Annotated in this window: 15 protein-coding genes and 1 pseudogene; 12 read left to right on the plus strand and 4 right to left on the minus strand. The window is 54.7% G+C overall.

All coding sequences use genetic code 11. The features are described from left to right. From AC2VNM_RS06035 to AC2VNM_RS06050, 4 genes and pseudogenes are all read left to right on the plus strand, one after another. Nucleotides 1–1,640, plus strand: a 1,640-nt coding sequence (locus tag AC2VNM_RS06035) for an HAD-IC family P-type ATPase (RefSeq protein ID WP_486913034.1), incomplete at its 5' end; no start/stop codon positions are given. Between the two features lie 155 nt (nucleotides 1,641–1,795). Further along, nucleotides 1,796–3,099, plus strand: a pseudogene (locus AC2VNM_RS06040) (APC family permease). A 96-nt stretch (nucleotides 3,100–3,195) separates the two neighbouring features. Next, nucleotides 3,196–3,741 carry an HdeD family acid-resistance protein gene (locus AC2VNM_RS06045; protein ID WP_483189770.1) on the plus strand — a complete coding sequence of 182 codons (546 nt, stop codon included), beginning with the start codon at nucleotides 3,196–3,198 and terminating at the stop codon, nucleotides 3,739–3,741. A 172-nt stretch (nucleotides 3,742–3,913) separates the two neighbouring features. Further along, nucleotides 3,914–4,663, plus strand: a complete 750-nt coding sequence (locus AC2VNM_RS06050; RefSeq protein WP_483189769.1) for a sulfite exporter TauE/SafE family protein — start codon at nucleotides 3,914–3,916, stop codon at nucleotides 4,661–4,663. A gap of 149 nt (nucleotides 4,664–4,812) precedes the next feature. Here AC2VNM_RS06050 and AC2VNM_RS06055 read toward each other — a convergent pair whose 3' ends face one another. Then, nucleotides 4,813–6,348 (minus strand): MDR family MFS transporter, encoded by a 1,536-nt coding sequence (locus tag AC2VNM_RS06055; protein WP_483167281.1) that lies wholly within the window; start codon nucleotides 6,346–6,348, stop codon nucleotides 4,813–4,815. Between the two features lie 3 nt (nucleotides 6,349–6,351). Continuing rightward, nucleotides 6,352–6,780 carry a universal stress protein gene (locus AC2VNM_RS06060; RefSeq protein WP_483167280.1) on the minus strand — a complete coding sequence of 143 codons (429 nt, stop codon included), beginning with the start codon at nucleotides 6,778–6,780 and terminating at the stop codon, nucleotides 6,352–6,354. Nucleotides 6,781–7,107: 327 nt separating this feature from the next. Here AC2VNM_RS06060 and AC2VNM_RS06065 point away from each other — a divergent pair, with 327 nt between their 5' ends. The 4 genes from AC2VNM_RS06065 (at nucleotide 7,108) to AC2VNM_RS06080 (ending at nucleotide 14,137) form a co-directional block, all read left to right on the plus strand. Beyond that, nucleotides 7,108–7,974 carry a hypothetical protein gene (locus AC2VNM_RS06065; protein ID WP_483167279.1) on the plus strand — a complete coding sequence of 289 codons (867 nt, stop codon included), beginning with the start codon at nucleotides 7,108–7,110 and terminating at the stop codon, nucleotides 7,972–7,974. Beyond that, on the plus strand, nucleotides 7,967–10,384 hold the full coding sequence (gene ppsA, locus AC2VNM_RS06070) for a phosphoenolpyruvate synthase (protein WP_483167278.1): 2,418 nt from the start codon (nucleotides 7,967–7,969) through the stop codon (nucleotides 10,382–10,384). The genes AC2VNM_RS06065 and ppsA overlap by 8 nt, the downstream gene beginning before the upstream one ends. Before the next feature lie 145 nt (nucleotides 10,385–10,529). Next, nucleotides 10,530–11,519, plus strand: coding sequence for a 2-hydroxyacid dehydrogenase (locus AC2VNM_RS06075; protein ID WP_483165484.1), 990 nt, complete (start codon nucleotides 10,530–10,532; stop codon nucleotides 11,517–11,519). A 179-nt stretch (nucleotides 11,520–11,698) separates the two neighbouring features. Beyond that, nucleotides 11,699–14,137: a phosphoketolase family protein gene (locus AC2VNM_RS06080; RefSeq protein WP_483165483.1), complete on the plus strand. Its 2,439-nt coding sequence runs from the start codon at nucleotides 11,699–11,701 to the stop codon at nucleotides 14,135–14,137. A 24-nt stretch (nucleotides 14,138–14,161) separates the two neighbouring features. Here AC2VNM_RS06080 and AC2VNM_RS06085 read toward each other — a convergent pair whose 3' ends face one another. Continuing rightward, nucleotides 14,162–14,347, minus strand: coding sequence for a hypothetical protein (locus AC2VNM_RS06085; protein WP_483165482.1), 186 nt, complete (start codon nucleotides 14,345–14,347; stop codon nucleotides 14,162–14,164). Between the two features lie 133 nt (nucleotides 14,348–14,480). On the opposite strand from AC2VNM_RS06085, the gene AC2VNM_RS06090 reads away from it, so the two are divergent. After that, nucleotides 14,481–14,702: a DUF167 domain-containing protein gene (locus AC2VNM_RS06090; RefSeq protein WP_486913045.1), complete on the plus strand. Its 222-nt coding sequence runs from the start codon at nucleotides 14,481–14,483 to the stop codon at nucleotides 14,700–14,702. Nucleotides 14,703–14,827: 125 nt separating this feature from the next. Here the strand turns inward: AC2VNM_RS06090 and AC2VNM_RS06095 are convergent, their stop codons facing one another. After that, a complete protein-coding gene (locus AC2VNM_RS06095; RefSeq protein WP_483165480.1) occupies nucleotides 14,828–15,754 on the minus strand; it encodes a LysR family transcriptional regulator in 927 nt (308 codons plus the stop codon). A 152-nt stretch (nucleotides 15,755–15,906) separates the two neighbouring features. Between AC2VNM_RS06095 and AC2VNM_RS06100 the strand changes: the two genes are divergently transcribed. The 3 genes from AC2VNM_RS06100 (at nucleotide 15,907) to AC2VNM_RS06110 (ending at nucleotide 20,489) form a co-directional block, all read left to right on the plus strand. Then, nucleotides 15,907–17,286: a ribulose-bisphosphate carboxylase gene (locus tag AC2VNM_RS06100; RefSeq protein ID WP_483165479.1), complete on the plus strand. Its 1,380-nt coding sequence runs from the start codon at nucleotides 15,907–15,909 to the stop codon at nucleotides 17,284–17,286. Between the two features lie 109 nt (nucleotides 17,287–17,395). Continuing rightward, a complete protein-coding gene (locus tag AC2VNM_RS06105) occupies nucleotides 17,396–18,211 on the plus strand; it encodes an AAA family ATPase (protein WP_483165478.1) in 816 nt (271 codons plus the stop codon). Further along, nucleotides 18,204–20,489 (plus strand): nitric oxide reductase activation protein NorD, encoded by a 2,286-nt coding sequence (locus tag AC2VNM_RS06110; protein ID WP_486913036.1) that lies wholly within the window; start codon nucleotides 18,204–18,206, stop codon nucleotides 20,487–20,489. Before AC2VNM_RS06105 ends, AC2VNM_RS06110 begins: the two co-directional genes overlap by 8 nt. The last annotated feature ends 13 nt before the right edge of the window (nucleotides 20,490–20,502 follow it).

Consider the following 20,502-nt stretch of genomic DNA (forward strand, 5'->3'; position numbering starts at 1 on the left):
TGGATGTGCTGCTGGTAGTCGCTATTCTGACTTACGCAATGGTGGAAAATATCTCCCTCGCCAAGATCCTGCCCTTCGCACTGATTCTTCTGGTTGCCTCGGTGCCTGTGGCGTTGCCAGCAACCTTTACCCTCGCCACGGCCATAGCTTCCTTACATCTCGTGCATCGGGGAGTTCTGGTTACTCGTCTTGCAGCAGTGGAAGAAGCTGCGGCCATGAACGACCTCTGCAGCGACAAAACCGGTACCCTCACGCAGAATCGTCTGAGCCTCAGCCAAACGCAGCCCTGGCCCGAGGTCGAGGAAAATGACCTGCTGGCCATGGCGTCGGTTGCTAGCGATAACTCCACCCAAGATCCTATTGACCTTGCCATTTTACAGGAGGCGACCAAGCGCCAGATCAAACTCCCCGTTCGGCAACAATTCGTGCCTTTCGATCCCGCCAGCAAACGCTCCGAAGGGGTATTTCAGCAAGAGGGAAGCGCTTGGCGGGCGCTAAAGGGGAGCCCGCAAATCATCGCCAAGCTCTGCGCTATCGCGGATTGGGAAAGCATTACCGCCCAACTGGCAGCCACTGGTGCGCGAGTGCTTGCCGTCGCCGCGGGACCAGAGGGAAAACCCCGTTTTCTCGGCCTACTTGCACTTGCGGATCCTATTCGCCCTGATGCAGGGGAAGTGGTCCATCATTTGCAACAGCTTGGCGTTCATGTCCGGATGGTAACCGGAGACAGCACACAAACCGCACAATATGTCGCCAGCACTTTGGGTATTGTCGGCCAGACCTGCGATCGGAGCAGGCTATCGGAAGATTGCGGCGTCTATGCGGGTGTCTTTCCCGCTGATAAATTCCATCTGGTTCAGGGCCTGCAAAAAAAAGGCCGAATCGTCGGTATGACCGGGGATGGCGTGAATGATGCCCCCGCACTCAAACAAGCCGAGATGGGCGTTGCCGTAGAAACCGCTACCGATGTCGCCAAAGCAGCAGCCAGCATCGTGCTCACCACTCCGGGCCTGCAAGGGGTATTGGATGCAGTCACTACTGGACGTCGCGTATATCAGCGCATGCTGACTTATACCCTGAATAAAATCGTCAAGGTATTTCAGGTAGCACTTTTCCTGAGCCTGGGATTTCTTATTTTCCGCAGCTTCGTCGTCACTCCCCTACTCGTTCTATTGCTGCTTTTCGCCAATGATTTCGTCACCATGTCTCTCGCTGAAGATAATGTGCGGCCTTCTCCGCAACCGGATCGCTGGGCGATTCGCACCCTCATACTCTCTTCCCTGGTGGTATCAATCGCGTGGCTAGTCTATATATTCGGGGTGTATGCCGTGGGCCGCACGCTGCATTTACCCACAGATTCCCTACAAACTCTCGATTTTCTGGGTTTGGTGTTTTCCGGACTGGCCAACGTCTTTTTGGTTCGGGAGCGCGGTCATATCTGGGCCGCACGTCCCGGTGCGTTCCTGGCCATCGCCAGCTTGGCGGACATTATCATTGTCAGCATTCTGGCAATCATGGGTTGGTTGATGGCGCCAGTACCGGCACTTTTCGTCGCTTGCCTCCTCGGAGCAACTGCACTCTATACGCTCTTGCTTGATCAAATCAAAGTACCACTATTACGAAGACTTACCAGTACATAGTCCACTCTAAAGTGAAGGAGTTTTTTTTGCTCAATCCAAAATCTCAAGCTCTTCCGGCCCACACGAGCACCCCGTCCATTCCTGTCAAGGGTCAATACCTGGGCGTGGTCACCCTCACCATGATGACGGCAGCGCTATTTTTTACCCTGCGAAATATGCCCATGATGGCTGCCACCGGCTTGCAGATGGTTTTCTTCAACGTGGTCACGGTGTTTGCGTTTCTCATCCCTATCGCTCTGGTTGCGGCAGAGCTTGCCACTACCTGGCCGAAGAACGGCGTGTTCCATTGGGTAGAAGAGGCCTATGGGACAGCATGGGGATTTACCGCAGTGTGGTTGCAGTGGACGCAAAGCGTATTTGGAATCGCGTCAATTCTTGCCTATATCGCCGCCACCCTGAGTTACGCTTTTGCTCCCCAACTTGCCAGCAATCGTTATTTCATCGTCGCCGTAATTCTTATTGTATACTGGATTGCCACCGCAGCCAATTTGCGCGGCACCAAAGCCTCCGGAATGATATCTACGGTATGCCTAAGTTCCGGCGTTCTGCTTCCCAGCGCAGTCCTTATCATTATGGCTATCATCTATGTTATTCAGGGCCATCCCATTCACCTGAATCTATCGCTCACCCTGGACAACTGGTTGCCAATACAAAACCCAGAGAATCATCTGCTTTTTTTCTCAGTTTTATTTTTGGTGTCGCTGGCATTGAAGTATCCGCGGGACATGCTCGCGAGGTCAAAAATGTACGACACAACTACCCAATTGCCGTATTTTCCGCGGCAATACTTGGCTTTGTCGTAACCCTATTAGGAGGTCTGGCGGTCGCTGTCGTGGTTCCCGTCACGCAGTTGGATATGGTGTCCGGCGCCATACAGGCCATTCAACATCTTTTCACAACTTGGCATCTGGAAGAATTGTTACCAATTGCCGCAATCCTCGTTGCACTTGGCGCAGCTGGCCAGGTGAGTACTTGGATACTTGGGCCTATTAAAGGGATCTGGGCTGCTTCTCAAAGTGGTATTTTTCCCGCCTTTCTACAAAATTCTAATCAGTATGGTGTACCCCGAAACCTACTTTTCCTTCAGGCACTTTTCATGAGCGCGGTAGCGTTACTGATACTGGTAATGCCTTCCGTAACCTCCGCATTCTTGTTCCTGACTTCACTGGCCGTAGTACTCTATTGCTTTATGTACTTGTTGTTATTTAGCGCAGCCATACGCCTACGCTATACTCAGCCAAACATTCCTCGCCCGTATCGGATTCCAGGCGGACGTAACTGGGGTCTTTGGTTAGTTGCTGGAATCGGTTTCGCAACCTCTCTGGCCTGTCTCTTTATCGGGATGATTCCACCTGCACATATTGCCGAGATGATCTATGCACCAATTATGGTAGGTGCTTTAATTATAATGGTTCTGATCCCTCACGGTCTATACCGCTTTCGGCGGAGCAAAGCGTGACTATAGCATGGAGGAAACGATGCTCTACCACTTTGAGCGATACGATCGTGTTATAGTGAAGCCTATACCGTATATCTATGTTGTTGAGGAGACCTGATGAATAGCACACCTCCAAATTTTACATCGGTTGTTCAGACCGAACAGAAGCTTCTCGGAAAATATACTGTGCCAGCCGGCATCGTACTGATTGTACTTGGTTGTCTTGGCATTATCAGTCCGATAACCATGTCAGCGGCCACGGACGGCATCTTGGCAGGCATTCTTATAGTCGGAGGATTCACGTGGGTGGTGCACAGCTATCAACTACATGCCCATGGTTTGGGAGATTGGCTTAGGCCTCTGCTATTGCTTGTGACAGGCGGCATTATGGTGGCTATTCCATCTCTTGGAATTGCTAGCATTGGTCTATTGTTCATTCTCTATTTTTTCATTGATGCCTACCGTAATTTTACTCGACCCAAAGCGCGAGAGGCTATTGGCCATGGCTGGTTCATTTTTAGCGGTGTGCTTGACATTGTCATCGCCTTACTATTCCTTCTTACGTGGCCCCAAGGTTCTTTTTTGTTAGTGGGTATATTTGTTGGAGTCAACCTCATATTCGATGGATTTATTTTGATTATGATACGCAACACATCCATTTGAATCTTGAAACCATGCAAGCACACCTTGAATGTCTTACCAAAATTAGTGGTGTCTATGTGGCGGACGACTTTAACGAAACCTGGACGCTTCGGTTCCGACCAAAGTGGTCTTGTATTTTCGAATATTTCATACCGAATTGTAGTGGATGTCACTTGTGCCGTGAGGAAAACATATGCATCACTGGTGGGTATATCCTTTGCTGTTTGGAGGGGGGCTGGTCGCTGGCTTCGTCAATGTACTCGCCGGTGCTGGATCGGCTCTAACTCTACCACTATTGATCTTCACTGGTCTTAGTCCAAGTATGGCAAATGGTAGTAACCGCATAGGTATTCTTTTAGCCAACATCCTGGCTAGCCGGAACTTCCTGAAAAACGGATTGATGGAACCTCGTTTCGCTGGCAAGCTTGCCCTTTGGACACTACCAGGAGCCATCATCGGCGCCTGGTCCAGTATCCATCTGGGAGGCGTTCTTTTTCAGAAGATTTTGGTGTTGGTGCTTCTTTTTAGTGGGATTACCTTATATCTTCCAAAATCCCGTTATCGCTACTTGCAACGGTTTCCTCAGAAACATCCTTATTTCCTCTATCCATCCATGCTGATCCTGGGATTTTATGGCGGTTTTGTGCAAGCCGGTATTGGCTTTCTTTTCATTTTCGTACTTCGTTCCTTTCTATCGGTTAGCTTAGCAGGCATTAATGCGCACAAAACGTTTATTATTGCTATTTATACCCTTCCAGCTTTATTGGTATTTGCTTTTCTTCACGAGGTGGATTGGCTATTGGGTGGCTGTGTTGCCGCCGGATCATTAGTAGGGGCTCAGCTTTCCAGCCACCTTACCTTGAGTTCCAATGGGGAAAAGTGGATTAAGGTTGTCATCACCCTAGCGATTATTCTTATGGCAATACGGCTATGGTTCTTTTGAAATCAAAAACTATAGAATACTTCTGCTCCACTCTATAACCGAAGCTTGGGTTCATTGAGTGGTTGATTGCTCTTGTTGCAGATCCCAAAAAATTGTGAGAATCTGAAATTATATAAAAGTTATTACTATCCAAAGTAAATATGGATAGATTATTTTCTCTTTTCGGACTTGTGCATAAAGAGTACGATGATCAATATCGACAAAAAAGTGAATAATAAAAACACGAAACCGTCAAGGACTCCGCGCATAGCGGCGTGGCGCTCTAACTCCATCCCCAACACTTGCCATGTCTGCGGCCCAGGTGAAAAGCCAGCAGCGGCCAAAGTATCCCATAGGGGTGGGGCGAAAGGGTTGATGTGACCGCCCATCTGGTTCCAGGCGACTTGCCCTTCTTCCGTAAGAATGGTGGAAACAACGGCGATTCCAATGGACCCACCGAGATTGCGCATGAGGTTAAAGATCCCTGAGCCGGCTGGTGTGTCTGTTTTGCTAAGGGTCGCAAAGGCAAGAGTGAAGAGAGGGATGGAGATGAAACCAAAGCCAAGGCCGCGTATCACCCCCGGCCAGATGATCCAGGCTGGGCTGATTTCCAAGTTATACTGTAGGCTGATCCAGGTTCCAATGCTTCCCAGGGCTACTCCCACTAGGATCATGAGACGCGGATTGGCACCGCGGTTGAGCAGTCGTCCCGCTGCCCACATGGAAATCCAAGAACCTACGCCCTGAGGGGCCATGACCAAGCCCGCGAGCTGAGGTTCGTAACCCATATAATTCTGCAAATAAAATGGCAGCACTACCATGGTACCGTAGAGTGCTAACCCAAAGAGGCCGATACCCAAACTTCCTAAAGACAAAGAGCGGTCGGCCAAGAGACGCAAGTTGACCACTGGGTTTTGCACCGAAAAGCAGCGCAGGACAAAAAGAAAAAATCCCAGTCCAGTTACCACCGCGATCATTACGATGAAGCGAGAGCTGAACCAATCATCCTGATCACCGAGACTCAGGATGAGTTGCAATCCACCAAGGCCCAGGGTCATCCAGAGCAAACCCACAAAATCGATGCGTTTAGGTCGGTCGCTGCGACCAAAGTCGGGAGCGTAGAAAAATAACATTATTAGGGCAATGATCCCAACAGGCAGATTCACGTAGAAACACCAGCGCCAAGAGAGATCCTCGGTGAGGTAGCCACCCAGCACGGGACCAACGATGGGCCCGAGCATGGTCCCCATTCCCAGGGTCGACATAGCAATACTGCGGCGTGCGCGCGGGTAACTTTCGACGAGAATCGACTGGCCAACGGGGACGAGGGAGGCCCCAAAAACGCCTTGCAAAAAACGCCAGAGAACGATTTCTAGTAAGTCATGAGATTGGCCGCTCAGGGCCGAGCACACTAAGAAACCTGCCACACTCAAAAGGATTAACCGGCGTTGACCCAAATGCTCCACCAGTAGACCGGTAAGAGGCGTTACGATGACCATGGCTAGCATATAGGTGGTCAAGGCCCAGGTAATCTGGTTATTGTTGGCATGGAGGGAACCCTCCATGTGTGGCAGCGCCACATTGACGATGGTGATATCAAGGACATTTAGGATGATGGCGGTCATTACCGCGACGGTAATGGCTAGAAGATGGGGAGCCGGGAGGTCGTCTGCCTGTGCTCCGGCCTGCCCGGGGTTTGTTGCCAAGCGTCAGTCTCGTGCGACCAGAACGGAGCAGTGAGCCGACTGACAGACGCCTGCGGCGACGCTCCCCATAATCCACTGGCGTACGCCGCGCCAACCATGGCTGCCCAAGACGATGAGATCGGCGCCAAGATGGTCTGCTTCGGCAACGATCAACTCGCTGATCCGCTTGTCTCCTACATCGGTTTCTAGCAAGTGGGTCTCTACCGGCACGCCGAGCTCTGCTCCCTGTTCTTGAAGGTTAAGCAGCAGCTTGCCCCCCTCTTCCAGAAGGAGTTTGATAGATTCTGGCGTAGCAAAATAGGCCCCGAAGATATCCACCACTGTCAACACGTGTAAGCGGCATCCAGCAATCCGTGCCAGCTGGAAGGCCTGTTGCACCGCTGGTTCGGCGGCAGCGCTCCCGTCTGCCGCCAATATGATCTTCTGAAACATTCCTCCCTCCCTCTAGCACCTAGCCAACCTGTGAAGAATAGCAGCATTTTGTCTGTGCGCTCCTGGCCAATCCCTAAAATAAAACTAAACCGCTCCTATCTCTCATTCGTATTCTTCTTTAGCGCTCGCCAGAGGTCGGCTCGTCCAGCATCCTTCTAGGCTTGCGAAAGAGAAGCGTTTATGTTGTGAGCAATATTCCAGGTGCAGCCAACCACTAGTGAGTCTAGAATAAAACAACTGACTGAGCAGAATTCCCCAGTTTTCAATGCTGCTCGTGGTGCTGACACCTCAGATCATGTCAAACTCAGACGCAGAGGCTTTCTGAACATGCAATCACTATCCTTCGACAATGCCGCCGCTCTGCACTACATCCACAGCCGGCGCTGTCCGCAAGGCGGTTACTCCTTCTACCGCACGCCCGAATGGGGCGTGGAAGAACCTAATGCGCCGGACACCTTTTTCGCCCTTGCCTCGTTGCAGCTACTCGGCGTCGAACCGCTTGAGGTAGTGAGAACTGAGGATTGGCTATCAGATCTGCAGAGTGCTGACGGCAGCTGGCCCACCCTGACCATAGGCTGGGCCGCCGATGCAGCACTCGCTTTACTCGAGCGCGGCCCTAGGCACGACCCGCGAGCCTGGCTGGAGACACTCTTGCAACAGCGGATGCAGATGGGAGACGGCAAACGCGACTGGCGGGGCACGCTGAGCAGTCTTCTGCGGCTGACGCAACTGCTGCGTCGTCATGCACCGGACTTGCTGACAAGCGGACAGGAGCAACTGGAGAGGCTGCTTACTGCTTCGCGCTGCGCAAGTGGGGCATGGAGCGTCCCCGAGGGGGACCTCGAGACCAGTGGCACCGCGCTCCAGCTCGCACAAACGGTTGGTCTGGACATCGACCATCAGGCGCTGGCGGCCTGGTGGCGGCGCTGCGAGGACCCGCACTTGGGCCTGCGCCTCACACCGCAGGCGGGTCTCACTTCGGCCGGTGCGCTGCACGGCGGCCTAATAATCGCGCTGGAGCTCAAACTCCGGCCGCGCTACCCCGACGCCATCGGAACTCAACTAAACTTCTTGCAAAGTTCCACCGGAGGCTTTGGCGCGCGTCATGGAGCGCTAGCAACGCTCCAGGCCACTTGGCTCGCGCTGGTAACCGCACAGCAGCTCGAGAAACTAAGGGAGAGTAACTATGAATGACTACCAATATATCCGCTTCTTCGACAAACTCAGCATCGAGGACGTGCCGCTGGTCGGCGGCAAGAATGCATCGCTCGGCGAGATGTACCGTAAGTTGAGCAAGGAGGGCGTGCGTATACCCAACGGTTTTGCCATCACCGCTGAGGCCTATCGCTACATGCTGGATGCCGCCGGTGCGTGGGACAGGCTCCATGCCGCGCTAGATGATCTCGATCCCGACGACATCAGCGACCTAGCGCGCCGCGGCAAGCGCGCACGCGAAATCGTCTATGGCGCCGGTCTACCCAAAGACCTTGCCGCTGAGATCATTGCCGGCTACCGTAAGCTGCAGCAGCAATACGGGGAGGACGTAAGCCTAGCGGTACGCAGTTCGGCCACCGCAGAAGACCTGCCGACAGCGAGCTTTGCCGGTCAGCAAGATACCTACCTGAACATCCGCGGCGAAGAAAGCCTGCTCGATGCCTGCCGACGCGACTTTGCCAGCTTGTTCACCGACCGCGCCATCCACTACCGCATTGACGAGGGTTTCGACCATTTCAAGGTCGCACTATCGATCGGCGTAATGAAGATGGTGCGCTCGGACCTGGCCGCCTCCGGGGTGATGTTCTCCCTCGACACCGAATCGGGTTTCCGCGACGTAGTGTTCATCACCGGCGCCTATGGCCTGGGCGAGAACGTGGTCCAAGGCGCGGTGGACCCGGACGAGTTCTACGTCCATAAGCCGACGTTCAACCAGGGCCACCGCAGTGTGCTGCGTCGCAGTCTTGGCGAGAAGGCGGTGAAGATGATCTATGTCGAAGGCGATGCCCGCCATACCACGCGCAACATCCCCACCCCCAAGGTCGACCGCGAACGTTTTTGCCTCAGCGATGCCGACGTGCTAGAGCTAGCTGAAGCGGCGATCAAGATCGAGGAGCACTATGGCCATCCGATGGACATGGAGTGGGCCAAGGACGGTCTGGACGGTAAGCTCTATATCGTGCAGGCGCGCCCGGAAACGGTGGCTTCGCAACGCAAGCCGACGCAACTCGAAACCTATGTGCTCGACGGCAGCGGTGAGGTCCTGGTCACCGGCCGCTCCGTTGGCGAGAAGATCGCCGCCGGGCGCGCCCACGTGATCGCTGACGTCGCCCATCTATCCGAGTTCAAGCCCGGCGAGGTACTGGTCGCCGATACCACCACCCCCGACTGGGAACCGGTGATGAAGACTGCCGCAGCCATCGTCACCAATCGCGGCGGCCGAACTTGTCACGCCGCCATCATCGCCCGCGAGCTGGGCATTCCCGCCGTGGTCGGCGCGGGCAAGGCAAGCAGCGCTGTGTCCAGCGGCGAGACGGTCACCGTCTCCTGCGCTGAGGGCGACGCTGGCAAAGTCTACCGTGGAGAGGTGCCGTTTCATGTCGACAAGGTCGAAGTTAGCGACATCCCGCGACCTGCCACCGGCATCATGATTAACATCGGCAACCCGGACATCGCCTTCAAGACCGCATTCCTGCCTAACGACGGCGTAGGACTGGCGCGCATGGAGTTTGTCATCAACGAAACCATCAAGGCACACCCGCTGGCCTTGTTACACCCGGAGAAGGTGAAGGACCTCTCAGCACGCACGGCGATCGATCGACTGCTGCGCGGCTATTCGGACGGCGCGAGCTTTTTTGTACAGCGCCTGTCCGAGGGCATCGGCACGATTGCCGCAGCGTTCTGGCCCAAGCCAGTGGTCGTGCGCATGTCCGATTTCAAGTCCAACGAATATGCCAGCCTGATCGGCGGCGCCGACTTCGAGCCGGACGAAGACAACCCGATGCTCGGTTTCCGTGGCGCCTCGCGCTATGCCCACCCAGCTTATGCGGAGGGCTTTCGCCTGGAGTGCCTAGCCATGAAACGGGTACGCGAGGACATGGGGCTCACCAACATGATCCTCATGCTGCCGTTTGTGCGTCGGGTGCAGGAGGCTGACGCGGTGCTGGCCAAGATGGCTGAATTCGGCCTCAAGCGCGGTGAAAACGGGATGCAGGTCTACGCCATGTGCGAAATCCCGAACAACGTCATCCTTATCGACCAGTTCGCTAAGCGCTTCGACGGCTTTTCCATCGGCTCCAACGACCTCACCCAGCTCACCTTGGGCGTGGATCGCGACAGCGAAATCGTCGCCTTCGACTACGACGAGCGCGATGACGGCGTGAAGGAAATGATCCGCCTCGCGGTCGAAGGCTGTCGCCGCAACGGCATCCACTCCGGATTGTGCGGCCAGGCGCCGTCGGACTATCCAGAGATGGCCGAATTCCTGGTCGAGATCGGCATCGACACCATGAGCCTCAATCCCGACACCGTGATTGCCACCACCCGCCATGTGCTCGAAATCGAGGCAAGTCTCGGGCGCAAACCTCGTGCAGGAGGTGGCGCCGCATGAGCAAGAGATTCCTGAGCTAGCGCAACCTTGCGTCGTCAGCAGCCGCCACCTTGGCGCGCCCATCCCAGCGCCGCTCTCTGCAGGAAAGCGGCCTGCCCACTGAAGGGTGTAAATTTGTCTACACTACCCAAAAAGGAGGTGTTTGATGCGTTGTTTGGTAACCAGTAGTCGGCCATATGATCAAGAGTATCTGAATGCCGCCAACAATGGGCGGCATGAATTGATTTTCACGGACGTCACGCTGAACGCGAAAACCGCCTTTGTCGCCCAAGGTTTTCCTGCTGTGTGTCCATTTGTAGATGATCGCCTCGATCAGGAGGTGTTGCACATCCTGGCAAAATTGGGCACCAAGTTACTTGTTTTGCGGAGCACCGGATACAACCATGTGGATATAGCCACCGCGACACAATTGGGAATGACGGTGATGCGGGTAAGGGAGTACTCCCCTTATGCGGTAGCCGAATTCGCCCTTGCTTTGATGCTGACCCTCAACCGCAAAGTCCATAAGGCCTATAACCAAGTGCGGGAAGGAAATCTCCTCCTGGATGGGTTACTGGGATTTGATATGCACGGCAAGACCATAGGCATCATCGGTACTGGAAAAATCGGACTCGCCCTGGCTCGAATTCTACACGGCATGGGCTGCCGCTTGTTGGGCTATGACATATCTCCCAATCCAGCGGCGCAGGAGCTGGGGATGTTGTACCTGCCTCTAGAAGAGCTATTGCAGCAGAGCCAGATTGTGAGCCTGCATCTTCCTCTCCTACCCGAAACGCAACATCTACTGAATGCCGAACGCCTCGCGCTGTTGCCGAAGGGTGCGATGCTTATCAATACCAGCCGTGGCGGACTGATTGATACCGCGGCATTGATCGGGACGCTTAAATCCCGGCACCTGGGAGCAGTGGGCCTAGACGTTTACGAGGAAGAGGCGGAACTATATTTCCGCGATCACTGTGATGACATCATCTGCGATGACACCTTCGAGAGGTTGTTGACTTTCCCCAATGTGATCGTCACCGGACACCAATCCTTTTTTACGCGCGAGGCATTGCAAACCATCGCGGCGACGACCATCGAGAATCTCACCGATTATTGCGAGGGGCGCAGCAACCATAACATAGTATCTACCTAGTTGATCCAATAATGAAAATTGCAATCACGTGGTGGCGTTGCGCTGTGGCCTTGCGCGAGCCGTAGCACTATTGCTCAGTTTCGGCCACCAGCCAAGTACCATGGGGCGAGCAAAGACTTCATTGATTTCTGCTACACTATTATTTGCTGAGTTGCAAAGATTATCCTGAGGGGCTAGACATGCAAGAGAAACCGTCGCAACATGGGGAGACGCCGCCGGCACTGAGTGCTTACGGCCAGGCCCGTGCCACAATTCCAGGGACGCCTCTCGGTGCCGACGAGCTTGCTCTCATCGACTCTTATTGGCGGACGAGTCTCTACCTCTGTCTTGGTATGCTCTATCTCCAAGACAATCCCCTGCTGCGGGAACCACTTTCACTGGCTCATATAAAGCCGCGACTGCTCGGCCATTGGGGTTCCGATGCAGGACAGTGTTTCACGTATATTCACTTCAACCGGCTGATCAAGAAATACGATTTGAACGCCATTTATATTTCCGGGCCTGGCCATGGGGCACCGGCGATCCTGTCCCAGGCCTACTTGGAAGGCACCTATTCAGAGGTCTATCCGGAGATCAGCAAAGACCTGGCTGGACTCCAGCGTTTCTTCAAGCAGTTTTCCTTTCCTGGCGGCATTGGTAGTCATGCCACCCCCGAGGCGCCGGGTAGTATCCATGAGGGAGGGGAATTAGGGTACAGCATCTCGCATGCCGTGGGCGCAGTACTGGATAATCCAGATCTCATCGCTTTAACGATCGTGGGCGATGGAGAGGCGGAAACGGGACCGCTCGCTACCAGTTGGCACAGTAACAAATTTCTGAATCCAGTTCGCGATGGCGCAATTCTGCCGGTGTTGCACCTTAACGGCTATAAGATTAACAACCCAACTATTCTGGCAAGGATCAGTCACGAAGAGTTGGAGGCGCTTTTCCGTGGCTATGGGTATACACCCTATTTTGTGGAGGGCAGTGATCCAGACAGTATGCATCAGGCAATGGCTGCTACCTTGGAGCATTGTGTCCTCGAGATTCAAGGCATCCAAAAACATGCCCGGAAAGGGGGAGCAGCCACTCGCCCGCGTTGGCCCATGGTCATACTACGCAGTCCAAAGGGCTGGACAGCGCCTCGGGAAGTGCATGGGCATTACCTGGAAGGATACTGGCGGGCACATCAGATTCCGCTCCCCGATGTCGCCAGGAAGCCCGAAGACTTGGCCTTGCTCGAGGCTTGGTTACGCGGCTACCGACCCGACGAGCATTTTGACGCGAATGGTTGCTTGGTTTCCAGGCTGCAGGCGCTGCCTCCGCGAGGCCATCGCCGGATGAGTGCCAACCCAGTAACCAATGGAGGAGTGTTACGCAAGCCACTGAACTTACCAGACTACCGCGATTTTGCTGTGCCGGTTGATGCACCCGGCGTGCATATGGCCAACAATGTTGTTGTCCTTGGGAATTTCCTGCGTGAGGTCATGCGCTTGAATCTTGATCGATTCCGGGTGTTTGGGCCAGACGAGACGCAATCCAACAAACTGGATGCCTTGTATGAAGTAACAGAGAAAGCGTGGTTGGGAGCCATTTTCCCAGAGGACAGTGATGGCGGGGAACTGGCTCCAGAGGGAAGAGTGATGGAAATGCTTAGCGAGCATACTGTCGAGGGCTGGTTAGAAGGATATCTGTTGAGCGGAAGGCACGGTTTTCTCAACAGCTATGAGTCCTTCATTCACATTATCGATTCCATGGTCAATCAACACGCAAAATGGCTGGAAAAATGCAATGAGATTCCCTGGCGGGCCAAAATCTCCTCGCTAAACATTTTACTCACAGGCCTTGTCTGGCGGCAGGATCACAACGGATTTACCCATCAAGACCCAGGCTTTCTTGATGTCGTTGCCAACAAAAGCCCCAGCGTCGCTCGCATCTATCTACCACCGGACGCAAACTGCCTGCTCTCAGTCGCTTCCCATTGCCTGAACAGCGTAAATTATGTCAATGTAATCATTGCTGACAAGAATATGAATCTCCAGTACCTTGACACCGAAGAAGCGGCAATACACTGTGAAAAAGGCATTGGGATCTGGCGTTGGGCGAGTAACGACTATGGAGCAGAGCCAGACGTTGTCATGGCAAGTTGTGGGGACCGACCAACCTTGGAGTCGTTGGCGGCTACTGCGCTATTGCGCCAAGAATTGCCGGACATAAAAATTCGCTTTGTGAATGTTGTTGACCTCTTCAAACTGGTCCCTTGGAGCGAGCATAGTCACGGCTTGACGGACCGGGAATTCGAAGCGCTGTTTACCTCAACTCGGCCAGTTGTTTTTAATTTCCATTCTTATCCTTGGTTGATTCATAAGCTAACTTATCGTCGTTCTGGTCAGCACCATATTCACGTTCGAGGTTACAAAGAAAAGGGGAATATCAACACTCCTTTGGAGTTGGCCATTCTTAATCAGACTGACCGATTCAGTCTCGCTATAGATGCCATTGATCGCATACCCAGATACGCAGAAATTGCATCCTCCGTACGCGAAAAATTATTAGATCGTCAGATCTACTTTAAGCAACATGCTTATGCAATGGGTATCGACCCTCCGGAGATTGGCGACTGGCAGTGGCCATTCTGAAAAACCTGCAGAAAGGATCTGTAGCTATACATCCACAAGATAATCGCAGGGATCAACGCCAGCAAGGTCTGCCTCCAGGGCCGCATAGGGAATCTTCCAGTAGCTTCCTGTGCTCTCCATGACCATCACATCGGATCGATGGGAGGCGACAGCACTGGTCAGCTCCCGTCGGTCCCTCTGGCGGGCACCCAAGAGAAATTGCAATTCCATGACGGCATCTCTTCAGTTATGATCAAAAAGGAGAGAGATGGCGGGTGTCAATGCCAACGCCCCCCGCCTCCGGCAGGACTCAGGCGGCCCTTGCCATTACAGCACAGACGTTGGGTAACAGATGGTCGAAATTATGCTTCAGGTCAAGGTGAAACCTCGAGCTCGCGTGTCAGAGCTCTCCCAAGCCGCAGACGGTACCTGGGTCGCTAAACTGAAGTCTCCTCCTGTCGACGGCAAAGCGAACGAAGAGTTGCTAACCCTGGTTGCGGAGAAATTCCGGTGCCGAAAGGCCGATGTAACGATCAAAGCCGGCGCGTCCGGTCGAACCAAACTGGTCAGGATAGCGGCGCAATGATGCGCACGCTACTGTCCAACTACGCGTAAATGAACATTTTTAGTCTCCAGATGCCATCCACGATCACTCGAATCCCTCGCAGTGGATGAGCCTGAGGCAGCCTCATAATTGCCATTGCCATTTGCTCACGAAATAATTTGGGATAGTTCGGTAGTCGTGCGCACATACTGATGTTGCAACAGGTAAGATTTGAAGGTATTTGGGGCGGGCGCCAGCTTCTTTCCTTTTCGATGCACCAGATGCCACATTTTCTTTAAAGGGAATCCTTCCACGGCAATTTCCCGCAAATACCCGGCCTCGATCTTGGTGAGAACGCTATGACGCGAAACGATCGCCACTCCCATGCCTACCTTTACCGCTTGTTTGATAGATTCGTTATTGTTCATGATGACGCGGTCTTCGATTTCTAACCCGCGCGCCTCGAAATAACGCAGGATTGCCTCTCTGGTGCCCGATCCAGGCTCTCGCAGAACAAAGGTTTCTTTGGCGAGGTCTGCCAGGGAAATGGCGGAAATGCGAGGTAGGGGAGAGTTTGCCGCAGCAATGACGACCAGGTCATTTTCGTGAAATGGAAGTGCAATTAGATCCATCGTTTGCGGCGGTTCTCCCATGATTGCCATATCGATGTCGTTGCGCTCCAGGCTCTCCAACACCTCCTTGCGATTGGCAATGTCGAGCCGGATTTGGATGTGGGTATGCTGCTGTTGAAAGCGCGCCAATAGGTCCACCGCAAAGGCATTGGCGGCGGAGGTGACGGCAATGCGCACCTGACCATCTTCGACGTCACGCAGATGTTCCAGGGAACGGTTCAGTTCTTCGATCTGGTCGTTGATGCAATTGCTCGCACGCAAAACCTCGTTGCCAGCATCTGTCAAAAAGACCTTTTTCCCCACCTGCTCAGTCAAGGGGAGACCGATCTCCTGCTCCAGCTTGCGTATCTGCACGTAGACCGCCGACTGGGTGAGATGCAACTGCTTGGCAGCCTTGGTATAGGATCCGGTGCTTCCCAGCATCCTCAAGATGTCCAGTTGTCGTAAGGTAAGATTTTTCATGGTGTGTAGCCGGTGCCCTCATAAATCGTAGATATTCTGCCAACCCATGGAATCATTATTATTTCTAATTGTTTCTATAATATATAATCGTTTTTATTGATTATTCCGAGCAGGTACAGTGTCTACTCCTGACAATACAAGGAGTGAATACCATGGATCAATCGGCACGTTATGCTGACCTGTCCCTTTCGGAAGAAGAGCTGATCAAGAATGGTCAGCATATTTTAGTGGCGTACAAGATGAAGCCCAAGGCCGGGCATGGCTATCTGGAAGCTGCAGCCCACTTTGCCGCAGAATCGTCCACGGGTACCAATGTCGAAGTCTCGACCACTGACGACTTCACCAAGGGTGTCGACGCCCTCGTCTACCACATCGACGAAGCGACCGAAGACATGCGGATCGCTTATCCCTTGGATCTTTTCGACCGCAATGTGACCGATGGTCGCATGATGATCGTTTCCTTCCTGACGCTGGCCATCGGCAACAACCAGGGCATGGGCGACATTGCCCACGCCAAGATGATCGATTTCTGGGTACCGCCGCGTGCTATCCAGTTGTTCGACGGGCCCAGCCGCGACATCTCCGATTTATGGCGTATCCTCGGGCGCCCGCTCAAGGACGGAGGTTACATCGCCGGCACCATCATCAAGCCCAAGCTGGGCCTGCGGCCGGAACCCTTTGCCCATGCCGCCTATCAGTTCTGGCTCGGAGGTGATTTCATCAAAAATGATGAACCCCAGGGTAACCAGGTCTTTTCGCCTCTCAAGAAAACCATCCCACTGGTGGCCGACGCCATGAAGCGTGCCATGGATGAAACCGGCCAGGCCAAGATCTTCTCGGCCAACATCACCGCCGACGATCACTATGAAATGTGTGCCCGGGCAGATTTCATCCTGGAAACCTTTGGTCCCGATGCCGATAAGGTAGCGTTCCTGGTGGACGGTTTCGTGGGTGGTCCGGGCATGATCACTACCGCCCGGCGGCAATACCCCGCTCAGTATCTGCACTACCATCGCGCCGGGCACGGCATGATCACCTCCCCCTCGGCGAAGCGCGGTTATACCGCCTTCGTGCTGGCCAAGATTGCTCGCTTGCAAGGTGCATCCGGTATTCATGTGGGTACCATGGGCTATGGAAAAATGGAAGGCGAGAATGACGACCGAAACATCGCCTACATGATCGAGCGCGACGAGTGCCAGGGGCCGGTGTACTATCAGAAATGGTATGGCATGAAGCCCACTACCCCAATCATCTCCGGCGGCATGAACGCCCTGAGGCTACCTGGCTTCTTCGAAAACCTAGGTCACGGCAACATCATCAATACCGCCGGCGGCGGCTCCTACGGCCACATCGACAGCCCCGCGGCCGGTGCCAAGTCCCTGCGCCAAGCCTATGAGTGCTGGAAGAGCGGCGCCGATCCCATCGAATACGCCAAGGAACATAAGGAATTTGCGCGTGCCTTCGAGTCCTTCCCTGGCGATGCCGACAAGCTGTATCCCGGCTGGCGGGACAAGATTGGTGCCCATCGCTAAGGCAACCACCCTACCGCGCCCGGGCATTAGTGCCCAGGTGCGGCTCAGCCCCGCCTTCAATGCGGGGCCCCCATTCGCTTGTTTGCTTGATTGCTAGGGAAAATGCAACGTGAACGATCCTACTCTGCATTCGCAAAGCTACCTGATCCGTAGCGAACCCTATTACCAACCCCAGGGTAACGAGGTGGAACTCTTTGCGGCCGCTTATCGCAAACGGTTGCCGGTGATGGTAAAAGGGCCAACTGGTTGCGGCAAATCCCGCTTCATCGAATTCATGGCCTGGAAGCTGGGCAAGCCCCTCATTACCGTGGCCTGCAACGAGGACATGACGGCCAGCGACCTGGTCGGACGCTACCTCCTCGATGCCCATGGCACCCGTTGGATCGACGGTCCTTTGACCACCGCCGCCCGTATGGGCGCCATCTGTTATCTGGATGAAGTGGTCGAGGCTCGGCAGGACACTACCGTGGTCATTCATCCCCTCACCGACCACCGGCGCGTGTTGCCCCTGGACAAAAAAGGGGAACTGGTCCAAGCCCATCCGGATTTTCAGCTGGTCATATCCTATAACCCGGGCTACCAGAGCTTGATGAAAGACCTAAAACCCTCCACCAAGCAACGATTTACTGCCTTTGATTTTGACTACCCCGCACCAGAGCTGGAAGCCAGCATTCTGGAGAAGGAAGCGGGTGTAGCAGCAGAAATCGCCGGACAGTTGGTGAAAATTGGCGCGGTGGCAAGGCGCCTCAAAGGACACGGACTCGACGAGGGCATTTCCACGCGTTTGCTGGTGTATGCCGCCTCCTTGATCGAAGACGGCGTCGCTCCCCAAGACGCCTGCCGCATGGCCTTAGCCGCCCCGATCACCGACGACGCCGACATTCGTGCCACCCTCGAGCATGCCATCCGTAGCACCTTTGCCTGAGTCCCCTGACGACATGCCTGCCCACACCGATGATCTGGCCCGCCTGGACGACGCCTGGGCGCGTCTGGACAGCCGCTTCGACGAAGTGAAACGTGTCTTTCCGGACCTCTGGCGGGAGGCGCAAGCAATCCTGAGCGCCCAGGGGCTAACCCGCTATCTCGACGCGGCCCGCCAGATTGGCAAACTCGGACGCGGGGCCGAGCCGTTGCTCGCCTTTCTCGAAGAATGGCCGACAGTGGCCCAGGCGGTTGGCGAGGAGGCCTTGCAGCCAGTGCTCGAATGCATTGAGCGACTACAGAAATCCCCCAATGGGCGCGCCATTACGACGTTGCTACAAACCTTGGGGGCCGTAGCAGAACGGCTGCAATCTCAGGAATCATTACAAAAATATCTGGATATTGCCCTGCATCTGATAGAACAGACCACAGGATCCATCCACGGTCGGCAAGCCACAATCCCGAGCCCTGGTCTGCCGGAATTTTTCTTCCACGCCCCCGCCTTGCTGCAGTTATTGTCTCTGAAAGGTCTTGCCAACTGGGTCGACTACGGTATTCGCAACCATGCCCGTCACCCCGAGCGCCAAAAGGATTATTTCGGCCTGCAGTCGGCCGATAGTCGGGCGGTGTTGCAACGGGAGCGGCACGGCACCCTCCTGGTCGACGCGGAACGCCGCCTGGATCTCTATCTCCGCGGCTTTTGGCAGGAGGCTGGCGCGTTCATTCCCTATTCCACGGCATTTCACCAGCTGCGCCAACCCATTCCTTATTTCGATCGACTCGGTTTTCATTTGCCCGATGCCCGCGATGATACCCAAGGCGTCGCCGGCATCGACCGCTACCGTGCGGCACTTGCCCACATGGTCGGGCACCGTCGCTGGAGCCGTCCCCTGATTGCCGACAACTGGAGTCCTTTCCAGCGGCTGGCGGTGGAATGCGTGGAAGACTGTCGTATCGACACTCTGCTCATTCGGGAATATCCCGGGTTACGCAACCTCCTGCTAGCCCTGCACCCACATCCTGGAGAGGACGATTGCGACCCACAAACGACCGCTTGCCTGCGCCATCGCCTGACCTTATTGTCCCGTGCCCTGCTCGATCCCGAGCACGGCTACCGCAACCCCGTAATCCTGGACCTTGTCCAACGCTTTCGGGACCTCCTGGCAGGTAACGAACTGTGCAGCACCCGTGATATGGCGGCATTGGCACTAGATTTCGTTACCCGTACCCGGCTGCCCAGCGACCAGTTCAAGCATATCCATTTTGCCGACACGGTGGTCGATTATCGCGACGACAACCGCCATCTCTGGACCTTCATCGAGCCCGACGAGGAAGACGACTCCGGCACAGAAGATGCCTCTCCCAAATCAGTCGAGGAAAGCTCTTCGCTACCGCCACGCCTCTATCCCGAGTGGGACGACCAAAGCCTGAGTTATCGGCCCGACTGGGTGAGCGTATACGACCATCTTCATCCCCAAGGCGATCCCGCGCAGATCGACCGTTTGCTGGCCAAGCACAGCGCCCTGGCCAAACGCCTGCAACGCCTTTTTGATCTGCTCAAACCCCAGGACAAAGAACGCATCCGTTACCAGGAGGATGGCAGCGAACTGGACCTGGACATCGCGTTGCGGGCATTCATCGATTACAAAAGTGGTGCAGTTCCCGATCCCCGCATCAATCTGCGACATCGCAGCAACGATCGCGATATTGCGGTGCTACTTCTGCTCGATCTCTCGGAATCCCTCAATGATCCCGTACCCAATACCCAGCAAAGCATCCTCGAACTGAGTCAGGAGGCCGTTTCCCTCCTCGCCTGGGCCATCGAGAGCTTGGGTGATCCCTTCGCCATTGCCGGCTTTCATTCCAACACCCGTCACGAAGTACGCTATGGTCATATCAAAGGTTTTAGCGAGCATTGGGGCGACCCGGTCAAGGCGCGGCTGGCGGGTATGCAGGCCTGCTGGTCCACTCGGATGGGGGCGGCCATGCGCCATGCGGGGCACTATCTGGGTGCCCGCAAGAATGAGAAAAAATTGTTACTGTTGCTTACCGACGGCGCGCCCGCAGACGTGGACGTGGCGGATTCTCAACAGCTTGTTGCCGATGCCCGGCAAGCCGTCAATGAACTCGACCAGAAAGGGATTTTCAGCTACTGCATCAGCCTGGACCCGCAGGCCGATGCGTATGTCAGTAACATCTTTGGTCGCCAGTTCACCGTACTCGACCAGATCAAGCGATTACCGGAAAGGCTGCCACAGATGTTTCTCTCGCTCACCAGGTGAACAGAATATTGCA

It is taken from the genome of Acidithiobacillus sp. TH-A67 (assembly GCF_057473545.1).